At 54.3% G+C, this 26,385-nt stretch carries 18 protein-coding genes; 13 read left to right on the forward strand and 5 right to left on the reverse strand.

Features of this window, described 5'->3' with window-relative positions:
• Positions 1-3: 3 nt before the first annotated feature.
• Positions 4-1,371, reverse strand: a complete 1,368-nt coding sequence (locus ABD931_RS23680) for a sensor histidine kinase (RefSeq protein WP_345270495.1) — start codon at positions 1,369-1,371, stop codon at positions 4-6.
• A gap of 217 nt (positions 1,372-1,588) precedes the next feature.
• Here ABD931_RS23680 and ABD931_RS23685 point away from each other — a divergent pair, with 217 nt between their 5' ends.
• Together ABD931_RS23685 and ABD931_RS23690 are read left to right on the forward strand one after the other, a co-directional pair.
• Complete coding sequence (locus ABD931_RS23685) at positions 1,589-3,922, forward strand: glycosyl hydrolase family 28 protein (RefSeq protein ID WP_345270496.1); 2,334 nt, start codon at positions 1,589-1,591, stop codon at positions 3,920-3,922.
• Between the two features lies 1 nt (position 3,923).
• On the forward strand, positions 3,924-5,855 hold the full coding sequence (locus ABD931_RS23690) for a glycoside hydrolase family 88 protein (RefSeq protein WP_345270497.1): 1,932 nt from the start codon (positions 3,924-3,926) through the stop codon (positions 5,853-5,855).
• Positions 5,856-5,988: 133 nt separating this feature from the next.
• Here ABD931_RS23690 and ABD931_RS23695 read toward each other — a convergent pair whose 3' ends face one another.
• Both ABD931_RS23695 and ABD931_RS23700 read right to left on the reverse strand, forming a co-directional pair.
• A complete protein-coding gene (locus ABD931_RS23695) occupies positions 5,989-8,139 on the reverse strand; it encodes a response regulator (RefSeq protein WP_345270498.1) in 2,151 nt (716 codons plus the stop codon).
• 100 nt (positions 8,140-8,239) lie between these two features.
• Positions 8,240-9,265 carry a LacI family DNA-binding transcriptional regulator gene (locus ABD931_RS23700; protein ID WP_345270499.1) on the reverse strand — a complete coding sequence of 342 codons (1,026 nt, stop codon included), beginning with the start codon at positions 9,263-9,265 and terminating at the stop codon, positions 8,240-8,242.
• Positions 9,266-9,550: 285 nt separating this feature from the next.
• Here ABD931_RS23700 and ABD931_RS23705 point away from each other — a divergent pair, with 285 nt between their 5' ends.
• From ABD931_RS23705 to ABD931_RS23730, 6 genes are all read left to right on the forward strand, one after another.
• Positions 9,551-11,080 carry a tagaturonate reductase gene (locus tag ABD931_RS23705; protein ID WP_345270500.1) on the forward strand — a complete coding sequence of 510 codons (1,530 nt, stop codon included), beginning with the start codon at positions 9,551-9,553 and terminating at the stop codon, positions 11,078-11,080.
• Positions 11,077-12,729 carry a UxaA family hydrolase gene (locus tag ABD931_RS23710; protein WP_345270501.1) on the forward strand — a complete coding sequence of 551 codons (1,653 nt, stop codon included), beginning with the start codon at positions 11,077-11,079 and terminating at the stop codon, positions 12,727-12,729. Before ABD931_RS23705 ends, ABD931_RS23710 begins: the two co-directional genes overlap by 4 nt.
• Positions 12,730-12,847: 118 nt before the next feature.
• On the forward strand, positions 12,848-14,290 hold the full coding sequence (uxaC, locus tag ABD931_RS23715; protein ID WP_345270502.1) for a glucuronate isomerase: 1,443 nt from the start codon (positions 12,848-12,850) through the stop codon (positions 14,288-14,290).
• Between the two features lie 11 nt (positions 14,291-14,301).
• The gene (gene fbp / locus ABD931_RS23720; RefSeq protein ID WP_345270503.1) at positions 14,302-15,408 is read left to right on the forward strand and encodes a class 1 fructose-bisphosphatase; all 1,107 of its coding nucleotides are present in this window, start codon (positions 14,302-14,304) and stop codon (positions 15,406-15,408) included.
• A gap of 40 nt (positions 15,409-15,448) precedes the next feature.
• A complete protein-coding gene (locus ABD931_RS23725; protein ID WP_345270504.1) occupies positions 15,449-16,798 on the forward strand; it encodes a Gfo/Idh/MocA family protein in 1,350 nt (449 codons plus the stop codon).
• A gap of 54 nt (positions 16,799-16,852) precedes the next feature.
• Positions 16,853-17,296 (forward strand): nuclear transport factor 2 family protein, encoded by a 444-nt coding sequence (locus ABD931_RS23730; protein WP_345270505.1) that lies wholly within the window; start codon positions 16,853-16,855, stop codon positions 17,294-17,296.
• Positions 17,297-17,367: 71 nt separating this feature from the next.
• Here the strand turns inward: ABD931_RS23730 and ABD931_RS23735 are convergent, their stop codons facing one another.
• Positions 17,368-17,817, reverse strand: a complete 450-nt coding sequence (locus ABD931_RS23735; protein ID WP_345270506.1) for a hypothetical protein — start codon at positions 17,815-17,817, stop codon at positions 17,368-17,370.
• A 943-nt stretch (positions 17,818-18,760) separates the two neighbouring features.
• Here ABD931_RS23735 and ABD931_RS23740 point away from each other — a divergent pair.
• From ABD931_RS23740 to ABD931_RS23750, 3 genes are all read left to right on the forward strand, one after another.
• Positions 18,761-19,210, forward strand: coding sequence for a response regulator (locus ABD931_RS23740; RefSeq protein WP_345270507.1), 450 nt, complete (start codon positions 18,761-18,763; stop codon positions 19,208-19,210).
• 102 nt (positions 19,211-19,312) lie between these two features.
• Complete coding sequence (locus ABD931_RS23745; protein ID WP_345270508.1) at positions 19,313-21,715, forward strand: TonB-dependent receptor; 2,403 nt, start codon at positions 19,313-19,315, stop codon at positions 21,713-21,715.
• A gap of 11 nt (positions 21,716-21,726) precedes the next feature.
• A complete protein-coding gene (locus ABD931_RS23750) occupies positions 21,727-22,626 on the forward strand; it encodes a DUF4249 domain-containing protein (RefSeq protein ID WP_345270509.1) in 900 nt (299 codons plus the stop codon).
• 19 nt (positions 22,627-22,645) lie between these two features.
• On the opposite strand, the gene ABD931_RS23755 is transcribed toward ABD931_RS23750, so the two are convergent.
• On the reverse strand, positions 22,646-22,900 hold the full coding sequence (locus ABD931_RS23755; RefSeq protein ID WP_345270510.1) for a hypothetical protein: 255 nt from the start codon (positions 22,898-22,900) through the stop codon (positions 22,646-22,648).
• Between the two features lie 307 nt (positions 22,901-23,207).
• On the opposite strand from ABD931_RS23755, the gene ABD931_RS23760 reads away from it, so the two are divergent.
• Both ABD931_RS23760 and ABD931_RS23765 read left to right on the forward strand, forming a co-directional pair.
• Entirely contained in the window at positions 23,208-24,032 is an 825-nt protein-coding gene (locus tag ABD931_RS23760) for a polysaccharide biosynthesis/export family protein (RefSeq protein WP_345270511.1), read from the forward strand.
• A gap of 33 nt (positions 24,033-24,065) precedes the next feature.
• Positions 24,066-26,372 (forward strand): GumC family protein, encoded by a 2,307-nt coding sequence (locus tag ABD931_RS23765; protein ID WP_345270512.1) that lies wholly within the window; start codon positions 24,066-24,068, stop codon positions 26,370-26,372.
• The last annotated feature ends 13 nt before the right edge of the window (positions 26,373-26,385 follow it).

The raw sequence follows: 26,385 nt of genomic DNA on the forward strand, positions 1-26,385 counted from the left end.
TATCTATTCCGGTAGCGGTTGTCTGGGTATGGTTTCGGGCGTAATCAGTGGCACTACAACTGTAAAGGCTTCATCGGTCTCTATAATCTGAATGTCGGGTTGATTCAGAAGTTTGTATTTTGCCGTAATGTTGAGCAATCCTTTCTGGGTAGAGGCTACGCCACTTCTGGACCGCCGTTGCAGGTTATTGCTGACGATCAGCGTATAATTGTCGCTGTTGGTATAAATACAGATGTGCAGCGGGTGATCGGCCGATACCACATTGTGCTTCACGGCGTTTTCGACCAGCAATTGCAGGGTCAGCGGGGGCAGCAGGTAATCTGTACACCGGTTCAGAATGTTAATAGTCAGATCGAAGCCCTGTCCGTAGCGCGTTTTGAGCAGGTGGTAATACGAGGTGATAAACTTGATCTCCGTCGCCAGCGTGGTCAGTTCGCGTTCGCTGGTCTGGAGCAGGTACCGGTAAACAGTCGACATCTCATCGACGAACTGCTCGGCTTTCCGGGGCTCATCGGCAATCAGCGACGACAGGGAGTTGAGACTGTTGAACAGAAAGTGCGGACTGATCTGCGATTGCAGGGCCCGCATCCGGACTTCATTCATTTCCTGCCGGAGTTTTTGAACGGCTAGTTCGGATTCCAGTTGCTCCCGCTGATGCTGCTCCCGCTCGCGTTCCAGCGTCTGTTCGACCAGGGCTTTATTGACGGCTTCCTGCCGGTGCCGGTAGGTTAATCCAAAGGAGAAAAAAATCAGCTCCAGCACAATACCTATCTGCAAATAGGTCTGCGACGCCCGCCACATACTCACCTGAGCTGTGGTTGTAAACATAAAGCCGAGCACCAATGCTAAAATGCCGCCAATCAAGAGCAGGAGCGTACCGGTGATGAACAGGCGGGCTACCGTATCCCGACGCTTAAAAATGACCGCTATCACGTACCCGGCAATGATGATGCTCGCTACCCGAACTACAGAATTAATGATGACATGGATTGGCCGTTGCCAGTAATCCGTCATGAAGCAGATCACCACCTCACCCAACCAGTACACAATGTATATACCCTGAACAATACGAAATAGTCTCAGCAACTTCGGGTGGTTTTCCCGCATGTTCAGAAAAACATTGGCAAAATCGTAGTAGACAAAAAAGGCCACCATTGACGTGACAACCCGGAAGAAATAAAAGGCGGCTTCCGAAAGACCGGCCGTCTCGCCGGATGGCCGGCGCAGGCTGAAATAGCCGATCCAGATCAGCATGTAGATACTGTATAAACTATGGATTCGGTCCCGGTAGAAAAACCACTGCACCATGTTGAACAGCCACATGGCCGTCATCATGCCCATAAACAGCAGGAACCAACTTTCATACGTCATGCTCACGCCACATCTTTTTCATTTGGTGGGGCCGAATCTACAATATTTCGACGGATAAGCGAATTTGCCCATTTTTACAAATGCAGGCAGATACGTTGTGCCAAAAGGTTGTTTCCGGCAACGTTCCCGGTAACGATTGCGTAAAAATAGTCAAAGCCTTCCTCCGTTTCGTGCTGTTTTAGGGCCAACTTTACCCTGGCAAACCCTTCTGACAGGCATGAAACCTATCCTCCGACTTAGTCTTCTATTGGTGCTGATGGCCTTCCGGCCGGCAGAAACCAAACTGCGTATCTTCCTCATTGGCGATTCCACCATGGCTAATAAGCTGCCGTTCGACGCGCCCGAAACCGGCTGGGGCATGGTGTTCCCGCAGTTCGTCAACGAAGCGGTGGAGGTCCAGAACCATGCCGTCAATGGTCGCAGCACCAAAAGCTTCCGGACGCTGGGCCACTGGAAGAAAGTATACGACCAGCTTCGGCCAGGTGACTGGGTGTTTATCCAGTTCGGCCACAACGACCAGAAGCAGGATGATACCACCCGCTACGCGGCTCCGCAAACCGACTACCGCAAAAATCTGGTGCGGTATATCGAAGAGATCCGGGCCAAAGGGGCTAACCCGCTGCTGCTGACGCCGGTGATGCGCCGGAAGTTCGACGAGAGCGGGCAGTTTGTCGACCAGCACGGCGAGTACCCCAGCGTGGTTAAAGCGGTAGCGAAGCAGTACCGAATCCCTCTGATCGACCTGCACGCCCGGAGCCGGGAGGTGATTGTGCAGCATGGCATCGATGGCTCAAAGTACCTGTTCATGAATTTTCCGGGCAAGATTTATTCGAAATTCCCGGACGCCAAAGAAGATAATACCCATTTCTCACCCTACGGCGCTGCCCTGATGGCCGGTCTGGTGGCCGAAGACCTGCGGACTATTAGCCCCTTGTCCAATTTCCTGAAGCAGTCGCCCTACCCCGGCAAATACGCCTACGAACTCCCGAACGTGATGGCTCCGGCTTTCCGGAAAGATACCTTTAATATTGTTCGTTATGGTGCCGTGGCCGATGGCGTCACGCTGAACACGCAGGCCATTAACCAGGCAATTGAGCAGTGCAGCCGCGCCGGTGGCGGTACCGTGCTGGTGCCGAAAGGCTTCTGGCTGACCGGCCCCATTGTGCTGAAAAGCAACGTTAATCTGCACGTGCAGGAGGGAGCGCTGGTGCAGTTCAGCCGCAACACGGCCGATTACCCGCTGGTGCAGACCAATTGGGAGGGCGTTGATGCCATCCGGGCGCAGTCGCCGATTTCGGGTACCGATCTGGAAAACATTGCCATCACCGGTAAAGGGGTATTTGACGGTGCCGGGGAGGTTTGGCGGCCGGTGAAGAAAAGCAAACTGACGGCTTCGCAGTGGACCACGCTCGTAAAAGCAGGGGGTGTGCTGGATGCCGAGAAGAATACCTGGTACCCCAACGAGCGGGCGCTGAAAGGCGCCACCGCGAAACGCCCAGGCGTAGTGGCTGAAGGGTACACCCTGCAAAATACGGCAGACATCAAAGAATTCCTGCGTCCGAATATGGTGGTGCTGACCCGGTGTAAGCGGGTGTTACTGGAAGAAGCTACCTTCCAGAACTCCCCGGCCTGGTGTCTGCATCCGCTGCTGTGCGAGCATATTACGCTCCGTAACCTGACCGTCCGCAACCCCTGGTACGCCCAGAATGGCGACGGCGTCGACGTCGAGTCCTGCCGCAACGGGCTGATTGAAGGCTGCACGCTGGATGTGGGCGACGACGGCATCTGCATCAAATCCGGTCGCGACGAAGAAGGCCGTAAGCGCGGGGTGCCCACCGAAAACTTCATTGTGCGCAACAATACCGTATTTCACGCCCATGGCGGTTTTGTCATCGGCAGCGAGATGTCGGGCGGGGTGCGCAACCTGTTCGTCTCCAACTGTAATTTCCTGGGCACCGACGTGGGCCTGCGTTTCAAAACGGCGCGGGGCCGGGGTGGTGTGGTCGAGAAGATCTACGTCTCGGACATCAACATGACCAACATTCCGGGCGAGGCTATCCTGTTCGACATGTACTATGCCGCCAAAGATCCGGTACCGCAGGCCGGTGAAAGCAACGAACTGCCGACTATTGCTGCGCAGCCTCTGAACGAAGGTACTCCGCAGTTCCGCGATTTCCACATCCGCAACGTGGTTTGTCAGGGCGCCGAAACGGGTATCCTGATCCGGGGCCTGCCGGAGATGGCCATCAAGAATATTGAGATTGAAAACGCGACGCTGGTAGCCAACGCCGGTCTGGTCTGTGTCGAAGCCGATAACATCCGGCTGAAAAACGTAACGCTGCTGACGAAGGAGAACACGGTGATGAAGGTGCAGAACAGCAAAAACATCACGCTGGACGGCATTACCTACAAGCCCGGTGCCGATGTGCTGCTGAAGATCTCCGGCGACCGCTCCAAAGCCATCCGGCTGGTGAACACCGATGGTACAAAGGCAAAGAAGGAGGTGGAGTTTGGCGAAAAAGTTCTTTCCAACGTACTAACCAAGAAGTAATATGATAATCCGCGTTCTGCTTTTTCTGCTGCTGGTCAGTGGCAATATGCTTGCTCAGCAAGTGCCCTGGTCGCAGCGCATGGCCGATTCGTTCATGACCTGGCATAAGGACTCTATTCTGGTTGGTAACAACAAGACCTCGCGCTGGGATTACGAGCAGGGCCTGATGCTGAAAGCGCTGGAACGGGTATGGTACCGCACCGGCAATGCCCGATACTTCGATTATATCGTCAAAGACATTAACCAGTTTGTCAACGCAGACGGCAGCATCCGTACCTACAAACTGGAGGACTTCAACATCGACAACGTGACCACCGGTCGGGTGCTGCTGATGCTGGCGCAGCAGTCGCAGCCGGGCCGGGAAAAATACCAGAAAGCGGCCCAACTCCTGCGAAAGCAACTGGCCGAACACCCGCGCACGAAAGAGGGCGGGTTCTGGCACAAAAAACGATACCCCTACCAGATGTGGCTCGATGGCCTGTACATGGCCCAGCCGTTCTATACCGAATACAGTGCCGTTTTCAACGAGCCGCAGAACTTCAACGACATTGCCAAACAGTTTGCCCTGATCGAAAAACACCTGATTGACCCGAAGACGGGCCTGCTTTACCACGGCTACGACGAAAGCCGGGAGCAGAAATGGGCCAATCCGAAAACCGGCCAGTCTCCGCATTTCTGGGGCCGGGCGCTGGGTTGGTACATCATGGCGCTGGTGGATGTGCTGGACTATTTTCCCCAATCGCATCCGGAGCGGGCCAATCTGGTGAAATACGTGCAGCGACTGGCCCCGGTGCTGGTGACATACCAGGACCCGAAGTCGGGGGCGTGGTGGCAGATGGTCGACCAGGGTGGCCGCCAGGGCAACTACCTCGAAGCGTCGGCTTCCAGCATGTTTGTTTATGGTTTGGCTAAAGCGGCCCGCATGGGGTATGTCGATCAGTCGTACGGGGCGGCCGCGCAGAAAGGCTACCAGGGCATTCTGAAGAACTTCATTCAGGAAGAGTCTGACGGCACCATCAGCCTCAACAAAACGGTAAGCGTGGGTGGCCTGGGTGGCACCCCGTACCGCGACGGCAGCTACGAGTACTACCTGAGCGAACCCATCCGCAAAAACGACCTGAAGGGCGTAGGGCCTTTTATTATGGCCAGCATCGAGATTGAAATGGCTCCGGAACTGGGCCTGGGAAAAGGGAAACGCGTGGGGCTGGACTACTACTTCAACAACGAGTACCGCAAAGGCCCGACCGGTGAGACGGAGCGGTTCCACTACACCTGGGAGGATCGGATGCACTCCGGTTTCTGGTTGTGGGGCAACACCTTCCGCGAACTCGGCGCTACCACCAAAGCCATTCCGACCGCTCCAACCGCCGAATCACTGAAAGGTGTCGACGTATACATCATCGTAGATCCCGATACCCCCAAGGAAACCGCGGGGCGGCCCTCCGCTAAACCAAACTATATTCAGACCGCCGACATTCAGGCCATCACCGATTGGGTGAAAGCCGGTGGCGTACTGGTGCTGATGGCGAACGATACCGCCAACTGCGAAATTAAACACTTCAACCAGCTGGCGCAGGCGTTCGGCATCCGGTTTACCGATAAGAACGTGAACATGGTACAGGGTAATCACTATGAGCAGGGAAAAGTGCTTATTCCGGCAAATAATCCCATTTTTAAAACCACCAAAACCGTTTATATCAAAGAGTTAGCCGCACTGGAGGTCAAATCGCCCGCAAAGGCGACGGTAGCAAACGGCAATGACGTTATTATGGCCGTAGCCAAAGTCGGCAAGGGCACTGTCTTCGCCGTGGGTGACCCCTGGCTCTACAACGAGTACACCGACGGCCGCAAAATACCGGCCGTTTACGAAAATTTCAATGCCGGCAAGGAACTCGCCGGCTGGTTGCTGACCCAGGCGTATCCCGGAATGTAATTCCGGTTTATGTACCCCGGAGTTCCACTCCGGGCGTTGAGCCGACAGCACTGGCGCCGGCTGAAGCCGAACCGTAATGGAATTTCGGTGTACAACTTCCGGAATGCAATTCCGGGGTACGCCTGGGGCTGGGTCAGGACTCCCGGAATGCAATTCCGGGGTACTCGCTGGGCGTCACCTGAAACACTTCTTTAAAACACTGGCTGAAGTAGGAAGGAGCCTCAAAACCAACCTGGTAGGCGGTGTCGGACACGCTGAGCCCGGTTCGGAGCAATTCCGCGGCCCGGCGCAGGCGGTACTGGCGAATGAGCTCGTTGGGTGAAAGATGGGTCAGGCTTTGTACTTTGCGGTGCAGCGTTCGGCGGCTGACGGCCAGGTGATCGGCCAACTGCTCAACGCCGAATGTTGAATCGTCCAGGTGCTGCTCCATAACGTCGTAAAGCAATTTCAGCCAGCGATCCTGCAGGGTTTCAGACGCCAGCGGACTGCCGGGCCGGGCTAGCTGCTGCTGGTAACATTCGCGGAGTTTTTGCCGGCGAGTCAGCAGATTACGGAGCCGCAGGTGAAGCTCGTCGAGGTGGAATGGCTTGGCAATGTACTCATCGGCTCCCTGCTGTAAACCCTCAATAAGTCCGGGCTGGGTCGCCCGGGCGGTCAGCAGAATAACGGCTATATGATCAGTGGCCGGGGTGGTCTTGAGCTGGTGCGTGAACTGGTATCCATTCATATTGGGCATCATAACATCGGAGATGACCACATCCGGCAGTTCACGTTCGGTAATAGCCCATCCTTCGCGTCCGTCGGCTGCGGTTAGTACCCGGTACTGTTCGGCCAGTTCTTCGGCCAGGAACTGGCAAAGCTCGGCATTGTCTTCTAAAACCAGCACAAGTGGTAGCTGGTCGGCCTCGTTCGCGGGCGTTGGGCTCAGGGAGGAGACCTGTTGAATAGGAATCCGTCGGGTTTTGGCTGGAGGATCTGTCCAGACCGGCACCGATAGCGACGGAGCTGGTATATACGTTACCGGTGGTTCATCGCTCCCGATTGGCAGCAGGGGCAGTTCTACGGTGAACCGGGTGCCCTGCCCAACGGCGCTGCTAACGCTAATAGTACCCCTCATCAGTTCCACAAGTTCCTTTACCAGTGAAAGGCCAATGCCGGTACTGGGCGGTACCAGCGCCACACCCGGCCGTAGCAGGGCGGGGCTGAGTTCGTAGAACCGGTCAAAGATATAAGGCAGCTTCTGCGGCTGAATACCAATTCCGGTGTCCTGCACCATAAGCTGAATCCAGTGCATTCGCTCGTCGGGGCTGGTACCGGCACCCGGCTGGTTGGCGCAGGGATAAAAATCTACCCATTCGTCTGCTCGCTGGGTGAGGGGTACACTGGCTTCCGGAAAGGCCGCCCGGGTAAGACTCACCGTTACCCGACCGATTTTGGGCGGTTCATCACCCGCGACTGCCGCCGAAGATGTAAACTTCAGTGCGTTGGCAATCAGGTTATTAACGATATGCTCAAGTTTCTCCGCATCGAAATAATACCCTTCGGATACGTCGTTATGAAAGGCCAGTTTCAGGTTGTGTTCCTCCGCCAGCGGGATAAACGCCTGAACCAGTTGGTCGATAAAGGCCCCCGGGTAGCCGGCCTGGGGTACAACAGCCAGATGGCCGGCCTCCAGTCTGGTGAGTTCGAGCAGTTGATTGATCGTACGCAGCAATTGCCGGCCGTTCCGCTGGATGAGATGCAGGTGCCGGCGCAGGTCTCCGGAATAGTCCGGGTTGCGAAGCAGCTTTTCAACCGGAGCCAGGATCAGGGTAAGTGGCGTGCGGAATTCGTGGGTGATGTTGTCGAAGAAATGGCTTTTCATCTCATCGAGCGTTTTGAGTTGCTTCGACTCGCGCAGTAGCCGGACGTGTTCGGCGGTTTTTTCAATAGTGAGTTCAAGGTCCTTTAGGTCGAACGGCTTGCCGATGAAATCGAATGCCCCGTGGTTCATAGCCGTTCGGATCTTCGACATCTCCCCGTAAGCGGTCACCATAATGGTGCGGCTCATCGGCATCAATTCCGAGATTCGCTGGAGCAGGGTTACCCCATCGATATCCGGCAGGCTGATGTCCAGCAAAACGACGTCGAAGGTTTCGCCGGATTGAATCAGCGATAAAGCCTCCAGTCCGTTGCGGATAAAGTGGAAAGAGTAGTTGCCACATTGAATTTTGCGCCGGAAATGCAGTCGGATGAGCGACTCGAAATCCGGCTCGTCGTCGATCGCCAGAATGTGCGTACGCATACTGATTTAAGGGCCTTAGGTTTTACGCAAACAAGCAATAAATCAGTAATTTACAATATATTAGTTTTTGAACGGTCTTTCGGACGAACAGAAAAACTGGTTATTCCGGAGGTTCCCGGATCGACGACTCCCGCACCACCAGCCGGGCCGGTATCTTAACCGTACCCGCCGGCGCGGCTTTCTGTTTACGTTCGATAAGTTCGATCAGGCGCTCGGCGGCCAACTGACCGATCTCTACGGCGGGCTGAATGACCGTGCTCATGGAGGGCGACAGCAGATCGGCCACGTTCAGGTTGGTAAAGCCGATCAGCGAAACCGTCTCCGGGATAGCTACCTGCCGTTTCCGCAGCGCGGCCAGGCAGCCGAGAGCCAGGCGGTCGCTGGCGGTGAAGAATGCATCGGGAGCTGGAGTCACGGCCAGCAACTCATCTACCATCGGCCCTACCACGTCCTCGCCGAAGCCGCAATACCGCACCAGATCTTCGTCGAACGGAACATCGTAACTGGCTAATGCATCTTTGTAGCCGGCCAGCCGTTCCTGCGTAATTGACATCCAGGGCGGAATAGTCAGGTGGGCAATGCGCCGTCGACCGGTCTGGAGCAAATGCTCCGTCGCTTCAAATGCGCCCTGGTAGTTATCGGCTATGATCCTGGGCGTATCCAGTTGATCAGATACCCGGTCGAACAAGACCAGCGGGAAGCCTTTGTCCTGTAATTCTTTCAGGTGGGATACATCTGAGGTCTGGCTCGATAGTGAGATCAGCAGCCCGTCTACCTTCCGGGAGACCGACTGCTGCACGGTCACGACCTCTCGTTCATATGATTCATGGCTTTGAAAAATGATAACGTGGTACCCCCGGTTATACGCAATGGCTTCGATACCGTTGATGGCCTGCGAAAAAAAATGGTTGGCAATTTGTGGGACAATCACGCCGATAGCCCGGCTACGGTTTTCCTTCAGGCTCAGCGCAATCGGATTAGGCCGGTAGTTCATGCGCTCGGCGTATTCCATCACCAACCGTTTGGTTTCCGGATTAATTTCGTAGCTCCCCCGCAACGCCCGCGACACCGTTGAGGTGGAGAGATTGAGCGCCCGGGCAATATCTTTTATCGTAACGGCTTCCACAGGCTTTTCTTGTTAATGTACAATTTTTGACTTGCTGAACGAGTTGTTGCGATGTTCTCTATAAGGAGTCAAGTTACCATAAAATATACTGGCAGGCAGAGACTCATAGGAAAAAGAAAATTTTGGCAACGTTCCCGACAACGATTGCGCAAATAAACTGGCGGCTGCATTTTATTTCTCGCCGAATACCTCGTAAGCTTAGGTAAACCAAATGGCGGTCTGGTAAATCCTAATCGGCAATCCATCTCAAAAAAGTGAAAACCATAGACCGGGACTAATACATTTATGATTCAGCTATCATTCAACTTCTTGCGCCATCAGGCACTGTCTCAGCAGGAGACGATCGCCCTGGAGCGGCTGATGAACCTGCCGGAGCGGGTCTTACAGTTTGGCACCGGTGTGCTGCTACGGGGTCTGCCCGATTATTTTATCGATAAAGCCAACCGGCAGGGCCTGTTCAATGGCCGTATCGTGGTCGTTAAATCGACTGATGCCGGTGATGCCACGGCCTTTGACCGGCAGGACGGCTTGTATACCCTTTGCATCCGGGGGGTCGAGGAGCGCCGGATTGTGGAAGAAAATGCCGTTTGTGCGGCTATCAGTAGGGTGCTGTCGGCAAAAAGTCAATGGGAAGAGATTCTGGCCTGCGCGGCAAATCCGCTCATGGAGGTGGTTATCTCCAATGTGACGGAAGTGGGGCTTCAACTGGTGCAGGACAACATCCGGAGCCAACCGCCGGTGTCGTTTCCGGGCAAACTCCTGGCGTTTCTCTACGCCCGTTACCGGGCCTTCGAGGGAGCCAAAGACAAAGGCATGGTGATTGTTCCGACCGAGCTGATTCCCAACAATGGGCGGGTGCTGGAGGCTATCTTGCTGGAACTGGCCCACCGCAACGAACTGGACAGCGAGTTTATCGACTGGCTCGAGACCGCCAACGTCTTCTGCAACTCGCTGGTTGACCGGATCGTGCCCGGCCGTCCTGATGCCGCTACCCGCCACGCGCTGACCAACCAGCTTGGCTACGAAGATGAACTGCTGACGATTGCCGAAGCCTACCGGCTCTGGGCCATTGAAGGCGACGAGCGGGTACAATCGGTACTGTCGTTTCACCAGGCCGATAAAGGAGTGTTTATCCGCCCGAATATCGATCTGTTTCGGGAGCTGAAACTTCGTCTGCTGAACGGGACGCATACTTTAAGCTGTGCCCTGGCGCTCCTGTCTGGCTTCGACACCGTGCGCGAAGCGATGGAGGATGAATGCGTAGCCGCTTTCCTGAGCCATCTGATGCTGGCCGAACTGGTGCCGGGTATTCCGTATCCGGTCGACGAAAAGGTGGCGCAGCGGTTCGGGCTGGAGGTGCAGGATCGTTTTCGTAACCCGTATATCGAACACCGTTGGCTGTCTATTTCCATGCAATACACCATGAAAATGCAGATGCGGAACATACCCACCTTGCTGCACTATTACCGGCAGTATGGCGTGGTGCCGCAGTACATAGCGCTGGGCTTTGCGGCTTACCTGCTGTTTATGAAGGGCAGCAGCTACCGGGACGAGGGCTGGTACGGTGAACGCGAGGGTCACGAATACCTGATTCAGGACGAAAAAGCCGGGTACTTTGCCGATTTGTGGGCGCGGCTGTCGCCCGACGACCTGACCCAAACGGTGCTGCATAACAAATCTTTGTGGGGACACGACCTAACCCCGCTGCCGGGCTTCGGGGAGGCTGTGCGGGACTACCTGCGGCAAATGCTCGACAAAGGCGTGTATGCCACCGTAGCCACTGTATTGAATAAGCCGGTCTTTGTAGACAAATGAAAACGAACATCCTTAAAATACACCCGAACGACAACGTATTGGTCGCCCTGGCGGATCTGCAGCCGGGCCAGACCGTGCAGTGGGCGGGATTTGAGTACCTGATTGCGGAAGCCATTCCGGCGAAACATAAGCTGGCTACCCAAGCGTTTGAGCCGGGCGATGGCATTACCATGTACGGAGTACTGGTAGGCAAAGCCAAAGGCCGGATACCCGCCGGGGGCTTACTGACGACCTTTAATGTGCAACACGCTACCAATACCTACGCGCAAGCCGCTAAACAGGTAAGCTGGCCGGCTCCGGCGGTAGATCGCTGGCAGGAGCGAACCTTTATGGGCTATCACCGCGCCGACGGTACCGTTGGCACAGCTAACTACTGGCTGGTGATACCGCTGGTGTTCTGCGAAAACCGCAATATTCAGGTGCTGGAAGAAGCGCTGGTGAATGACCTGGGCTACAACCGCCGGCATACCTACCAGCGCCAGACGCAGGAGCTGATCGGGATGATGCAGGCCGGCAAAACCGTGGAGGAAATCTTACAGGCCGACCTGCAAAGTGCCCTCGCCGAAGAGGTAAAACCCCGCTTGTTTCCGAACGTCGACGGCGTGAAGTTTCTGGCCCACGATGGCGGCTGCGGAGGGACCCGGCAGGATGCGCAGGCGCTGTGCGGGCTGCTGGCCGGATACATTATGCACCCCAACGTGGCGGGTGCTACGGTACTGAGTCTGGGCTGCCAGAACGCGCAGGTGGCTATTTTACAGGAAGAGATTCAGAAGCGGGACCCGCAGTTTGCCAAACCATTGGTTGTGCTGGAACAACAGAAAATAGGGACAGAAGAATCGCTGATCAGCCAGGCGCTGCGGCAAACCTTCGCCGGGCTGATGCTGGCCAACACGAACGTGCGCCGGCCGGCTCCGCTGCGTAAGCTGACGCTGGGGCTGGAATGCGGGGGCTCCGATGGGTTCTCCGGAATCTCGGCCAACCCGGCCGTGGGCTACACCTCAGACCTGCTGGTGGCCCTCGGCGGCACGGTTATTCTGGCGGAGTTTCCGGAACTATGCGGGGTAGAGCAGGAACTGTGCGACCGCTGCGTCAATACCGAAACGGCGACCCGATTTACGGGTCTGATGCAGGCTTACAGTCGACGAGCGCAGGCGGTGGGTTCCGGGTTTGACATGAATCCGTCACCCGGAAATATCCGTGACGGGCTGATCACCGACGCCATGAAATCGGCGGGAGCGGCTAAAAAAGGCGGTACGTCGCCCGTGGTGGCCGTGCTGGATTATCCGGAGCCCGTGACAAAGCCCGGTCTGAATCTGCTCTGCACCCCGGGCAACGATGTGGAATCGACCACGGCTGAGGTGGGCTCCGGTGCTACCCTTGTGCTGTTTACCACGGGCCTGGGTACGCCGACCGGTAATCCCATTGCCCCCGTTGTCAAACTGTCCAGCAACACCGCCCTGGCCCGCCGGATGCCCGACATCATCGACATTAACACCGGCACCATCATCGACGGTGACGAAACCATCCAACAGGCGGGCGAACGCATTCTCGATTACATCATACAAGTGGCCAGTGGCGAACAGGAAGTTAGCGCCGTTCGCCACGGACAAGACGATTTTATCCCCTGGAAACGGGGGGTGTCTCTTTAGTTTGACGTTTGACGTTTAAGGTTTGAAGTTGGCTGACGCACTCTTCTAACCTCAAACGGCACCGCTTTGGCGGGCTGACGGCCGCCCGGCTCAAACTACAAACCTCAAACTTTTTCCGATGAAAAAATTCCTGAACGAAGACTTTCTGCTGCAAACCGAGACGGCACGGGTGCTGTACCATGAGTTTGCGAAGGCAATGCCGATTATCGACTACCACTGCCACCTGCCGCCCGATCAGATTGCCGATGACAAGCAGTTTGACAACCTGACGCAGGTGTGGCTCTACGGCGATCATTACAAATGGCGGGCCATGCGCACCAATGGCGTCGATGAAAGCTACTGCACCGGCAACCAGTCGGATTACGCCAGGTTTGAAAAATGGGCGCAGACTGTCCCCTATACCGTGCGTAATCCGCTCTACCACTGGACGCACCTGGAGTTGCAACGCTACTTCGGCGTAACGAACATCCTGAACGGCAATTCCGCCCGGCGCATCTACGACGAATGCAGCGAGAAACTGCAGACGAGTGACTACTCGGTGCGGAACCTGCTCCGCCGGATGAATGTCGAGACGGTTTGCACCACCGACGATCCCGTGGACACGCTGGAACACCACCTGAAAATTGCCGAAGACGGGTTCGGGATCAATGTTCTCCCCACCTTCCGGCCCGATAAAGCGATGGCGGTGGAAGACAGTACGGCGTTTAATACCTACGTGGCCCGACTTGAAGCAGCATCGGGTATTGCGATCAGTACGCTGAACGATTTTCTGACCGCGCTCCGCAACCGCCACGATTTTTTTGCAGTAATGGGCTGTAAGCTGTCGGATCACGGGCTGGAGCAAATCTATGCGGAGGAGTATCGCGATAGCGAGATTCAGGCTATTTTCAGTAAGATACGTTCAGGCCGGCCGCTGGAGGGTATGGAGGTGCTGACATTTAAGTCGGCGATGCTGGTGTATCTGGCCGAAATGGATTGGGAGAAAGGCTGGACGCAGCAGTTCCACCTGGGTGCCCTGCGCAACAACAATTCCCGCATGTTGCAACGGCTTGGTCCCGATACCGGCTGGGACAGCATCGGCGATTTCGCACAGGGACGGGCGCTGGCTACCTTTCTCAACCGACTGGACACCAACGATAAACTGGCCAAAACCATTCTGTACAACCTGAACCCGGCCGACAATGAGCTGATGGCGACCATGATCGGCAACTTCAACGACGGATCAGTGGCGGGCAAGGTACAGTTTGGCTCCGGCTGGTGGTTTCTCGACCAAAAGGATGGTATGGAACGGCAGATGAATGCTTTGTCTACTATGGGCCTGATCAGTCGGTTTGTGGGTATGCTCACCGACTCGCGCAGTTTTTTGTCGTACCCGCGTCATGAGTACTTCCGCCGTATTCTCTGTAACCTGTTCGGCAACGACATGGAAAACGGCGAACTGCCCGACGATATGACGTGGATCGGACAGATTGTGCAAAACATCTGCTACGGCAACGCTAAAACGTATTTTGGCTTCGGTACCCAGGTACATGCCGGTGCCCCGTCAATGGTAACCGTTTAATGGCTAAATACATGGAATCTGCCTCTATTCCTTCGTTGGCTTTGCCCGTCGGCGTTACGCTCGACCGGTACATTATGCACAAGCAAAGCTCGTTTCCGTTTGCCACGGGTGAGCTGTCGCAGTTGCTGCGCGATATTGCCCTGGCCGGCAAGATCATTCACCGGGAGGTAAACCGGGCCGGCCTCATCGACCTCACCGGCGGTATGGGCAGCCAGAACGTGCAGGGCGAAAGCCAGCAGAAACTGGATGTGATTGCCAATATCCGCTTTAAACGGGCCTTGAAAAACGGGGGAGAAGCCTGCGCCATCATCTCCGAAGAAGAGGAGGATATTATCTACACCGGCAATCAAAACGGCAAATACATCGTGGCCATCGATCCGCTCGATGGTTCCTCCAACATCGATGTTAACGTATCCATCGGCACCATCTTCTCCATCTACCGCCGGGTAACACCGGTAGGGACGCTGCCGACAATGGTCGATTGTCTGCAAAGCGGCCGGAAGCAGGTAGCGGCCGGGTATATCCTGTACGGCTCCTCCACCATGCTGGTGTATTCCACCGGTTGCGGGGTCAACGGCTTTACCTACGATAACTCCCTGGGTGAGTTCATTCTCTCGCACCCCGATATTACCAGCCCGAAAGACGGCAGCATCTATTCCTGCAACGATGGGAATTGGGAGCTGTACGACGAGTCGGTCAAAGCCTATCTGACCGATTGTCGCCGAAAGCAGTACACCGCCCGGTACATCGGCTCGCTGGTGGGCGATTTTCACCGGAACCTGCTGAAAGGGGGTATCTATCTGTACCCGCCCACGGTGAAAAGTCCGCAGGGCAAACTGCGGTTGCTGTACGAAGGCTTTCCGCTCGCCTTTCTCGCCGAACAGGCCGGCTGCATTGCCACCGACGGTACCCAGCCTGTTCTCGACATTGACCCGCACAGCCTCCACCAGCGCACGCCACTGTACATTGGTGCGCCGGTGATGGTGCAGGCGCTGAGTAGAATGTTCCAGGTTTCACGTTCCAAGTTTCAAGTTGGCTTCGCCACATCTAACCTGGAACCGGGTGGCCTCGCTGAAACCTGGAACCGCCGGGCGGCCCCGCTGAAGCCTGAAACCTGAAACTTGGAACCTGAAACTTGGAACCTGAAACCCCAACCCCATGACAAACGAACTCTCCCTCTCCAGAAGAACATTTATTCAGCAATCAACGCTGGCGGCTGCCGGACTGGCCGCGCTTAGTGGACTTGACGCCCTGGGTCGGCCCCTGGCGAAACGCAAAGTAGCGATGGTTGGCACAGGCCACCGGGGCACCAGTATGTGGGGTGTGCCGGTGGTGAAAGAATTTGGTGATATTGTCGAGTTCGTCGGACTGTGCGATGTCAACCAGGGCCGGATGGAAACGGCCAGGAAGATGCTGGGCGTCAACTGCCCGACCTTCACCAATTTTGAGGAGATGATGCGGCAGACCAAACCTGATATGCTCATCGTCACCACCGTAGACGGTACCCACCATGATTTTATCATCAAGGGCATGGAAATGGGAGCCGACATTATTACGGAGAAGCCCATGACCACCGACGAAACCAAGTGCAGGGCTATTCTGGACGCCGAGAAGCGCACGGGCAAAAAAGTAACGGTGACCTTCAATTACCGCTACTCCCCCCACCGCCAGAAACTGTACGAACTGCTGCGGCAGGAGGTGGTGGGTAAGATCACCTCGGTCGATTTTCACTGGTACCTGGATGTCCGCCACGGGGCCGATTACTTCCGGCGCTGGCACCGGCTGAAAGAGAACAGCGGCTCGTTGTTCGTGCATAAGGCCAGTCACCACTTCGACCTGCTTAACTGGTGGCTGGAGTCGGAGCCGGAGACGGTATACGCCAATGCCGCCCTGGAGCATTACGGCAAAAATGGCAAGTTCCGCTCGACCAACTGCCGGCCGTGCCCCCATAAGTCGGCATGCAAGTTTTACTGGGACATCAACAAAGACAAGCGCCTGACCGCCCTGTATGTAGATAATGAAAAATATGACGGCTACCTCCGTGACGGCTGCGTGTTCAAGGAGGATGTGAACATTTACGACAAAATGGCGGCCACCATCCGCTACGCCAACGGGGTGCAGGTCAGCTACTCGCTCACGACCTATTCGCCCTACGAAGGCTACCGCATTGCGTTTAACGGCACCAACGGCCGCATTGAAGCCTGGATCAAAGAATCCGGGGCAATGACCCTGGAGCCGTACGACGAAATCATGGTCTCGCACAATTTCGGCAAGGTAGAGTACATCCGGGTACCGCAGGCCGAAGGGCATGGCGGGGGCGATGCCCGGCTGCGCGACAAGATTTTCCGCAACCCGGCCGCCGAAGATACCTATCGGCAGTCGGCGGGCAGCCGCGACGGAGCCATGGCCATTCTGGTTGGTATTGCCGCCCGCAAGAGTGTAGAGTCGGGTCAGGCGGTGAATATTGCCGATTTAACGGGCTTAAAGCCCCTGGCGGTGAAGTCGTAGATAGCAGCTTATTGATTTATGTGCTATTTTGCGGGTCCTAACCATTAACCGAACATGGTACACATTCGATCTGTTTTTCAAACCCTGCTGGTAGCCGGTGCGCTGCTGCTGACCAGCTTTACGTTTACCAACCCCAAAGACGAGCAGGCTATAGCGCAGGCGGTTGAACGACTCCGCAAAGCCATGATCGATCCCGACAAGGCGACGCTGGAGGCCATTACCGCCCGCGAACTGAGCTATGGTCACTCTAACGGCCTGATCGAAAATCAGGATGCCTTTGTCAAGGCGCTGCTCAACGGATCATCAGATTTTGTGACCATCGAGTTGAGCGATCAGACCATGACTATCGTCGACAAAACGGCCTGGGTGCGGCACAAATTAACGGCCGAAACGAAAAACAACGGCACGCCGGGGCAGACCAAACTGGGTGTGCTGCTCGTTTTTGTGAAGCAGAAAAACGACTGGAAGCTGCTGGCCCGGCAGGCAGTGAAAATCTAGACCTGGTTCAGATACGTCTAAAAGCAAAAAGGCAGCCAATGGCTGCCTTTTTGCTTTTGGTAGAGCGTACATCAATATTTGCTGTAAGCCATCAGGCCACCAGCCAGGCTGTTTTCCAGCGATTTGCCCAGGTCCTCCAGCGCTCTGAAACCGTACCGGTACATGCTGGAGTTCGCTTTGGTATACTGGATCGGAAATGTTGCCGGTGTGCCCTCAAACAGCGTAGTAAGTTTACCCGACAGGGTGATGGTTCCCTGCGATACGGTAATGACGGTAGCTACCTGGTAAGACGGTTTATTATCTACCGGAACATTGCCGGTAGTGATCGTAAGCGCAGCCTTGTTCTCCTGAAATGGGTAGCCGAGCTCCTGAAGCCGGACACGGATCATTTCATACGCATCTTCATCGGTCAGGCTGGTCCTGACCAAAATCGCATTGTCTCCCTTTGCCGGAGGGGCAGTCTCCTGGGCATACGTAGTTGCAGAAACAACCAGTAGCAGTAACAGAATGATGGTTTTCATGACCTGAAATGTTTATAAGTGGAACGGTATTTGGCAATACAGACGCTAATATAGTATTAATTTTCAATTAACTGTTAACCGTTTAATAAAAACGGAAACTTTTTTTTTGTTGATGCGGCTAGTGAGGCTTAAGAAATTTAGGTTAGTTAACAATATAGTGAGTATGGTTGGGGAAGAACGCAGGGAAAACTTCGAAGTATGCTCCTAATTTGATGTATTCTACTGAAATATTAACGAATAGATGAAAAAATTTATTTACTTATTTTGATATTAGTAAACAAAATGGTTAATTTGACCTGTCTGATCGGCTTAATTGATTGCGAAACAAACTGAGGTATGGAACAAACGAGCACCGCCAATGCCGGGCGCTATCTGATGCGCCTTATGGTCTACACAGATTCAACCCGATTAGTAACTAGTCAGTTGGGAAATGATTGCTGGATAAACGACAGTACCCGGCAGACGTTTACCTACGGTAGTCGTCATACTCTTATAGAGAGGAACCGTGAGGACTATATTGTAGCCAATTACCCGTTGATTAAGCCGGCTCCCAATCCGGAGAACCCTACTGAGGTAGTTCCCCTCCTGCTGGTTTGTCTGGCACCCCCACCGTTATTTTCGCTTTTACCGGATCCGGTCTTGGATAGTTTATAGATTAAGTTGGATAAACGACCTTAGAGTTTTTCTAATAGTTGGTAATACTCAGAAGATATCAGGGGTCTGAAAGCGCGAAAAGGGCTGCCCGCCTGGGCTTCAGATTGATGGTTTTTTTGAGTAAAGCGCTGATTATCAGGAGAGGGTTCTATTTCGGTTGATGTTAAATGTTGATTAAAATTTTTAAGCAGGAGTTACCTCATATTGCTTGTGGTATACATTTAGGTAAGTAATTCGCGGTGTATTTATTCTATGTATTTACATCTTTTCCAACCTAATGTCGTTATATATGGAAATTTCTACCTGCTTACTTGTCATTACCAGTAATCCGGAGGATCTGCTACAGATCAGACGAAGTTTCGCAAAAGAACAGTTACTGGTTGAAGGGCTGACCACGATGTTTGACTTCTATGTAGAACAGTACCTGAGCCAGATGAGCGAAAACAGGTTGTTCTCCCATATTCTGCTCGACCTGGATATGGGTTACCAGCCGGCTCTGGATATTGTATCGTTGCTGAAGCGACATCCGCTTACCCGCCATATTCCGCTTACCGTATACAGTCAATACCAAAGTGCGTGCCTGATCAGGCTGGTGGAAGAGTATGGAGTGAATACCTATCTGGTGCGATCGTATGGATGGCCCGCTACGGCAAAAGTGGTTAAAGGAATTTGCCGGCGCGCAGAACAGGTGGCCAGCGGCCGGTGCAAGGCGGCCTTCAGCAGCAAAGCTGCGGCCTGAGGATTCGGGCAGGCAGGAATGGATACTTGTCGTGTATTGGGCCGGAGTGTTTCGCTCTGGTCAACCTGGAATGTATAAGCTGCTATTGTTAACAGATTTTCAATGCGTTGCGTTATTGTCGTACTTTTATTTTTCGGTTTACCTTATTGTTTAACGGCACAGACTCAGGTTACTCTCAATGGCTACGTTGCTGAGCGTGGGAGTCAGGAGGCACTGGTTGGCGTCAGTGTGTATGTGCCGGGTACTACCCTGGGTACAACCACTAATACTTACGGTTTTTTTTCGCTGACCATACCCGCCCGAGACAGCGTTACGGTTACGTTTTCTTTTGTGGGTTACCAGTCCGTTACGTATCTGGTGGCGCTGCACCGGAACGTTGCGCTCAATGTAACCCTTATTCCTAACAGTAAGGAGCTGACCGAAGTGGTTGTAACGGCCTCCCGCGACAAAAACCGGGTGAGCGACGATGCGCAGATGAGTCAGATCGGGGTACCTATCGACCAGATCCGGAATTTGCCGGCCCTGATGGGCGAGAAGGATGTTATCAAGGTTATTCAGCTCATGCCCGGTGTGCAGAAAGGGTCGGAAGGAAGTACCGGTTTATACGTTCGCGGGGGAGGACCCGATCAGAATCTGCTGATCCTCGACGATGCGCTGGTGTATAATGCCCAGCATTTGTTTGGCTTCTTTTCGGTGTTCAATGGCAACGCCCTGAAAAACGTAGAACTGATCAAAGGCGGCTTTCCGGCACGCTACGGCGGGCGGTTGTCGTCGGTGATCGAGATGAATATGAAAGAAGGCGACAAGCAGCAACTGCACCTGGAGGGGGGCATAGGCGTGGTAGCGTCGAACGTAACCGTGGAGGGACCGCTACAGAAAAATAAATCATCGTTTCTGGTAGCAGTCCGGCGTACGTATCTGGATGCCCTGGCGCAGCCATTGTCAAAGGCATTCCGGACCGAGGGGCTAATCCCAAACTACTATTTCTACGATATAAACGCCAAGCTGAACTACCAGTTTGGGCAACGCGATAAGGTATACGTCAGCGGGTATCTAGGACACGACCAGTTCCGGAGCCAGTCTCCCACGAACGGAAACCGGCCTATTGATGCCGGGCTCAACTGGGGAAACGCCACGGCTACCCTGCGCTGGAACCACCTGTTTTCGGAGCGGTTGTTTGCCAATACCTCACTGGTGTTCAGTAATTACCGGTTCATAATTGAGCAGCGGGACCGGAACCCGGCCAGTGATGCACCCCTGTCGGTGTATAGTTTAAGCTATAACTCGGCCATTCGCGACATTAGCCTGAAGCAGGATTTTGATTTTTATCCTTCGCCCCGGCATACCCTCCGGTTCGGGCTGAAAACAACGTTCCACCGGTTTACCCCCGATGCCATTGTGGTGAAAGACGGGGGTGTTACCATTGCAAAAAATCAGGTGATATCGACTGATGTGCTCGAGTCGGGGATCTACCTGGAAGACGCCTGGCGTCCGGAAGGCCGCTGGCGGTTGAATACCGGCCTGCGACTCAGCCATTTTCTCTACGGAAACCGGCATTACCTCCGTCCCGAACCCCGCTTGTCGGCGGCCTGTCTGCTCCTGCCGGATCTGTCCGTAAAAGCATCCTTTGCCGTGATGAACCAGTACGTGCATCTGCTGTCCAACACCGGCACCGGGTTCCCGACGGATCTGTGGGTGCCAACCACCAACCGGATCAAACCCCAGCAATCCTGGCAGGCAGCCCTGGGCATAGCCAAGGATTTTCCTGAGCAGGACTGGACGCTCACGGTAGAAGGGTATTACAAAACGATGGATCAGATCATCAGCTACCGCGAGGGAGCCAGTTTTCTCCGGCTAAACACTCTCGAATCGGGTAATCCGGGTGGTTGGGAAAACAATGTTACCGCCGGGAAAGGCTGGTCGTACGGGGCCGAAGTGCTGCTCCAGAAAAAAGTGGGCCGGCTGGCCGGCTGGTTAGGGTACACACTCTCCCGGACGCAGTGGCAATTTGCCGAACTGAACGAAGGGCAGCCCTTTTATCCGAAATACGACCGCCGGCACGATGTTTCACTGGTAGGTACCTATACCCTTACACCCCGGATTGTTTTATCGGTTACCTGGGTATACGGCACCGGTAACGCCCTGACGGTGCCGGTGGGCCGGTACATTGCCTACCTCCACGAAGGTACTGCTGCGGCCGGTGCCGGCAAACTGACCATTCCCCCGTTTGATGGCGGGTCGCCCGTGATCGATTACAGCCAGAAAAACAGTTTTCGGGCGGAGGCTTATCACCGGATGGACCTTAGCCTCCAGTTCCGGAAGTACCGCAGGCAGTATGAACGTACCTGGGAGTTTAGTATCTATAATCTCTACAATCAGCGAAATCCGTTTTTCTACGCCCTCGGAACCAAAGAAAGGGGGCCAGGACAATCGCCCCAGACCGTATTATATAAGTATTCGGTATTTTCGCTGTTGCCGTCGGTGAGTTATAAATTCCGCCTGTAGACGCTGTACCTATGAAGACAACACTACTGAGCTTGCTGGTTTTAGGCCTGTTAAGTTGTAACCGGTTAGAGCAGGAGGTAAGGCCGGTTGCACTGATCAGCCAGCCTGCCAAACTGACGGTGGTTTGCTTTATTGCCCCCCAGGATACCATATTGACCGCTAAAGTAACCGTAACCCGGCCGATTCTGAGCGCCGACAGTAAATCGACGGAGGTGACCAACGCCACCGTACGGCTGGCCGAAGGATCGCGCACAGTGACATTCACCTATGATTTAAAGAATAAATACTACAGTGTCAGGGCGAGTCAGTTCCCCATCGAAGCCGGAAAAACATACACCCTGACCGTAACAACACCCGACGGTAAGAAAGCCGTCGGCACTTGTGCCGTACCACGGCCGGTACCGCTTGCCGGTATTCAGTTCGATTCGCTGACAACCAGTTGGCCGAGCCAGGGGAAGCGGTATTTTATGCGTCTGCGGTGGCAGGATCCAGCCGGTCAGAAAAATTACTACCGGCCCTCAGGGCTATTCAGTTCGGTAAGTGCGCAGACGCCCGGCGTGTCGGCGGTGCAGCCCTTGTCTTTTGAGGGGGAGTTCAACGGAAAGTTACTTATCTCCGACCAGGATCAGGATGGAAACCTGCTGGACTCAGGTCGGGGTTATCTGGATGGCGGCAAGGCCACCACGGCCCCGTCGCAGACCTTCGGCCGCTTATACCGAACGGCTTCGGTGGCGGTATCGCTGCTGCACCTCGATCCCAACTATTACGCGTACCACGAATCGGTACAGCGGCAGGATGCTACCGACGGCAACCCCTTTGCCGAACCTGTGCTCATCACCACCAATATAGTGGGTGGTATTGGCTGTTTTGGCGCTTACAATCGCTCGGTTGTTGTGCTTAAACTTCGGTAAAAACGGGCAACCCTGTAGTTCAGACCAGCCATAGGGCAATAAACGCCTTCACTCCATCCGGCTTCTTCAGAATAAGCAGGTTCGCTACTTGGTAACCGGTATGTTGTACCGTAAACAACGGCTCCAGATCAATTTCCGTATCAGCAGTTACTTCCAGCACCAATCGGCCGGCCTGGTCACCCTCGTGCGTCAGGGTCAGCACGGCCCCGGCATTACAGGCTTTCAGCGCCTGTTGTAGCGGAGATAGCAGTTGTAGGGTTTGCCCAACAGTCATATGCAGGTGATTCGATTATTAGAGTAACGTAAGTAACTGATTTTGGTTCAAAAAAGCCGCCAACTAATCAGTTATATGCCTTCTATTTCATATGATTTAGTACATTTTTTGAATTTAATTGTACTTTGCTTATATGAATTTAAAATATACAAGGAATTTTTCATAGAACAAATATTTTGTTACTGATAACTATTGTAAGTAAACAAATGATTGACTAATTTTATGTCAACGGTAAACAAATAAGTCATATAGTCTTACTTATTTACCCTACTCTCTACTTATTATAAACCTGCTAACGGAAGCATCAATGGAACAATCATCTCTCTGCCAAACGTCCAGACTATTACCGCTATGTAGCCGCCTGGTTTTCTGTTTATTCTCGATCTGCCTGCTGATTGGCTGTGTATCGTCAAAAAAGATGGCGTACTTCCAGGCCCAACCCGCTGAGGAAGATACGCTGACGCTGACGCCCCGGTATGCGCCTAAAATCCAGCCGGGCGATATCCTGTCTATTCAGGTGAACAGCCTGAACGCAGAGGCTACCACTTACTTTAACCCCTATGTGGCCTTTGCCTCTATAGATAACCGCTCGCAGGCGGTTGCTTCTCCATCGTCTCTGCCCAGCACTACGGGTTACCTGGTCGACAAAGACGGTAACATTGAGCTGCCGCTGATTGGTAAGATTGCGGTCCGGGATTTAACCTCTGTAGAAGCCAGAGAGCGCATCCGGGAGCAGTTGAAGGTGTACCTGAAAGAGCCCACCGTAAATGTGCGGAACCAGAATTTCAAAGTGTCGGTACTGGGCGAAGTAGCCCGGCCGTCGCTGCTGAATATTCCCAACGAGCAGATCACCCTGCCCGAAGCCCTGGGACTGGCCGGCGATGTAACGATATATGGTCGCCGGGACAATGTTCTGGTGATTCGGGAGGAGAACGGCAAGAAAGAATTTGTGCATATCGACATGACCAGGCGGGATCTTTTCCGGTCGCCGTATTACTACCTGCACCCGAATGATGTGGTGTATGTGGAGCCGGGAAAAGCCCGGGTGGCAACCGCCGACCGGATGTCGCAGCTGGTGCCGTCGGTGTTGAGTGCGTTATCCTTTATCTCAATTATCCTGCGCTTTTACTAATCAGAATACTATAATCTCTGTCTACCTACAATTATGTCGACCAACCATTATACGTATACTCCGTACCAGATGGAGGAGGTGGAAAGTACGCCTAGTTTAAAGGCAGTGCTGGTGCGTTACCTGAAGTATTGGAAGTGGTTTGTGCTTTCATTGATTTTGGCAACGGCCGGTGCGTATGTCTTTCTGTTGTATCAGCAGCCGGTGTATAAAGTTCAGGCCAGTCTGCTGGTGAAAGATGAGAAAAAGGGCATGAATGACCAGAACATCCTGAAGGAACTGGAGATATTTGCGCCCAGCAAAGTCGTCGAAAACGAAATTGAAGTGTTGAGATCAAACACGCTGCTTGGCAAGGTTGTGGATCAGCTCGGCCTGAATGTGAGCTACTTCCAGATCACCATGTTTGGTAACCGTGAAGTGTACGAGGATACGCCGATCCGGATCATTCCTGAGCAGCCCCACTCATCGCTTTACGATCATGACCTGGATATAGCCTTTATTGGCAGTCGCTCTATTGTGATCAACGGGCAGCCTTACCCGCTTAACAAAAGCGTGAACACGCCGTTTGGTATGCTCCGTATTCAGCCGCGCAGGGCGTTCAGCGATACCACGCCGGATATGGTGGTACGGGTGTCGCCCCGGGCACGTACCATCCGGAAATACATGGAAAACCTGAAAGTGGAAGCGACTGGGAAGGCGTCGACCGTGCTGATGCTTACCCTGGAAGATGCCGTGCCCGCCAAAGGAGAAGCCATTCTGAACAACCTGATCGGCGAGTACAACCGGGCCGCCCTGGAAGATAAAAACCTGGTAGCAGCCAATACCCTCAAATTTATCGAAGAGCGGCTTCAGCTGATCTCTGGCGAGCTCTCTACGGTCGAGAAAGATGTGGAGCACTACAAAGCCTCGCAGGGCATTACCGACCTGAGTACTCAGGCGCAGGCTTTCCTGCAGACGGTGCAGCAGAATGACGCGCAAATGAACCAGGTCACTATTCAACTAAATGCCCTGGGAGACGTTGAGCAGTACCTGGATAAGAAGACCGGCGATCGGGGTGTTGCGCCGGCGACACTCGGCCTGAACGACCCGGTATTGCTGGGCCTGATCAGCAAACTTACCGATCTGGAACTGCAGCGGGATCACCTGGCGCGGACCACCTCAGAGGTGAACCCCCTGCTGCAGTCCCTCGACAGCCAGATCAAGGCCACCCGCACCAGCGTCACCGAAAACGTACAAACGCTGAAGAAGATGCTGACCGGCACGCAACAGCAATTGCTGGCTACCAACCAGCGCCTGGAGGGGATGATCCGAACCGTTCCCAGCAAAGAGCGGACGCTGCTGAACATTACCCGGCAGCAGGCCATTAAGAATAATTTGTATACGTACCTGCTGCAAAAGCGGGAAGAAACGGCTCTCTCGTATGCTTCGGCGGTGGCGGATAGCCGCACCATCGATGCTGCCAGCACCGACGAAGAGCCCATCCGGCCCGTGCGTAAACTGGTTTTCCTCCTGTTTGGCCTGCTTGGTCTGATGCTGCCGGTGGGAGCTATTGCCATGCGCGACGCGCTGAACGACCGGGTGGGCCGCCGGTCCGATATAGAGAGTGTCTCGCAGGTGCCTATTCTGGGCGAGATTATGCAAAGCCGTAACCCGGAGCAGTTGGTGATGGTATCCAACAAACGGTCGGTGATTGCCGAGCAGATCCGGACGCTGCGGACCAACCTGCAGTTCCTGCGCTCGACGCCGGGTGGCAGTCAGGTGGTGTTGTTTACGTCGAGTATCAGCGGGGAGGGCAAGTCGTTCCTGTCGCTGAACCTGGGCGCCAGTCTGGCGCTGGTGGATCGGCCTACGGTCATTCTGGAAATGGACTTGCGGAAGCCCAAACTCCACGCGGCTCTGAAGATGCCGAATTACATGGGTATCTCCAACTACCTGATTCAGGAAGCCACGCTGGACGAAGTGCTCCAGGAAATTCCCGGTTTTCCAAACTATTCGATTATTACCTGCGGACCGATCCCGCCGAACCCGGCCGAATTGCTCAATAGTCCTCAGCTCGAACGAATGCTCTTGGAACTACGGGAACGGTTTGACTACATCATTGTCGACTCACCCCCGATTGGGCTGGTCACCGACGCGCAGCTTATTGCGCCCTTTGCCGACACGACACTGTTCATGGTCCGGCACGACCACACACCCAAAAATTCACTGAAGATGATCGACACCCTGTTCCGGGAACAACGGTTCCAGCGGCTAAACGTCATTCTGAACGCTGTTGGTGAAGGAGAATCATACTACTACAGCTACGGGAGCTACGGCAACAGCTACTACGAGAATAAAAAATAACGTACCCCAAACG

The organism is Nibrella viscosa, from assembly GCF_039541875.1.
Lineage (GTDB): Bacteria > Bacteroidota > Bacteroidia > Cytophagales > Spirosomataceae > Nibrella > Nibrella viscosa.

Coding starts and splice junctions, on each gene's coding strand:
- ABD931_RS23760 (WP_345270511.1), top strand. CDS start 23,208: ATGGAACAATCATCTCTCTGCCAAACGTCCAGACTATTACCGCTATGT.
- ABD931_RS23705 (WP_345270500.1), top strand. CDS start 9,551: ATGATTCAGCTATCATTCAACTTCTTGCGCCATCAGGCACTGTCTCAG.
- ABD931_RS23680 (WP_345270495.1), bottom strand. CDS start 1,371: ATGACGTATGAAAGTTGGTTCCTGCTGTTTATGGGCATGATGACGGCC.
- ABD931_RS23765 (WP_345270512.1), top strand. CDS start 24,066: ATGTCGACCAACCATTATACGTATACTCCGTACCAGATGGAGGAGGTG.
- ABD931_RS23740 (WP_345270507.1), top strand. CDS start 18,761: ATGGAAATTTCTACCTGCTTACTTGTCATTACCAGTAATCCGGAGGAT.
- ABD931_RS23690 (WP_345270497.1), top strand. CDS start 3,924: ATGATAATCCGCGTTCTGCTTTTTCTGCTGCTGGTCAGTGGCAATATG.
- ABD931_RS23710 (WP_345270501.1), top strand. CDS start 11,077: ATGAAAACGAACATCCTTAAAATACACCCGAACGACAACGTATTGGTC.
- ABD931_RS23725 (WP_345270504.1), top strand. CDS start 15,449: ATGACAAACGAACTCTCCCTCTCCAGAAGAACATTTATTCAGCAATCA.
- ABD931_RS23685 (WP_345270496.1), top strand. CDS start 1,589: ATGAAACCTATCCTCCGACTTAGTCTTCTATTGGTGCTGATGGCCTTC.
- ABD931_RS23735 (WP_345270506.1), bottom strand. CDS start 17,817: ATGAAAACCATCATTCTGTTACTGCTACTGGTTGTTTCTGCAACTACG.
- ABD931_RS23750 (WP_345270509.1), top strand. CDS start 21,727: ATGAAGACAACACTACTGAGCTTGCTGGTTTTAGGCCTGTTAAGTTGT.
- ABD931_RS23755 (WP_345270510.1), bottom strand. CDS start 22,900: ATGACTGTTGGGCAAACCCTACAACTGCTATCTCCGCTACAACAGGCG.
- uxaC (WP_345270502.1), top strand. CDS start 12,848: ATGAAAAAATTCCTGAACGAAGACTTTCTGCTGCAAACCGAGACGGCA.
- ABD931_RS23745 (WP_345270508.1), top strand. CDS start 19,313: ATGCGTTGCGTTATTGTCGTACTTTTATTTTTCGGTTTACCTTATTGT.
- ABD931_RS23695 (WP_345270498.1), bottom strand. CDS start 8,139: ATGCGTACGCACATTCTGGCGATCGACGACGAGCCGGATTTCGAGTCG.
- ABD931_RS23730 (WP_345270505.1), top strand. CDS start 16,853: ATGGTACACATTCGATCTGTTTTTCAAACCCTGCTGGTAGCCGGTGCG.
- fbp (WP_345270503.1), top strand. CDS start 14,302: ATGGAATCTGCCTCTATTCCTTCGTTGGCTTTGCCCGTCGGCGTTACG.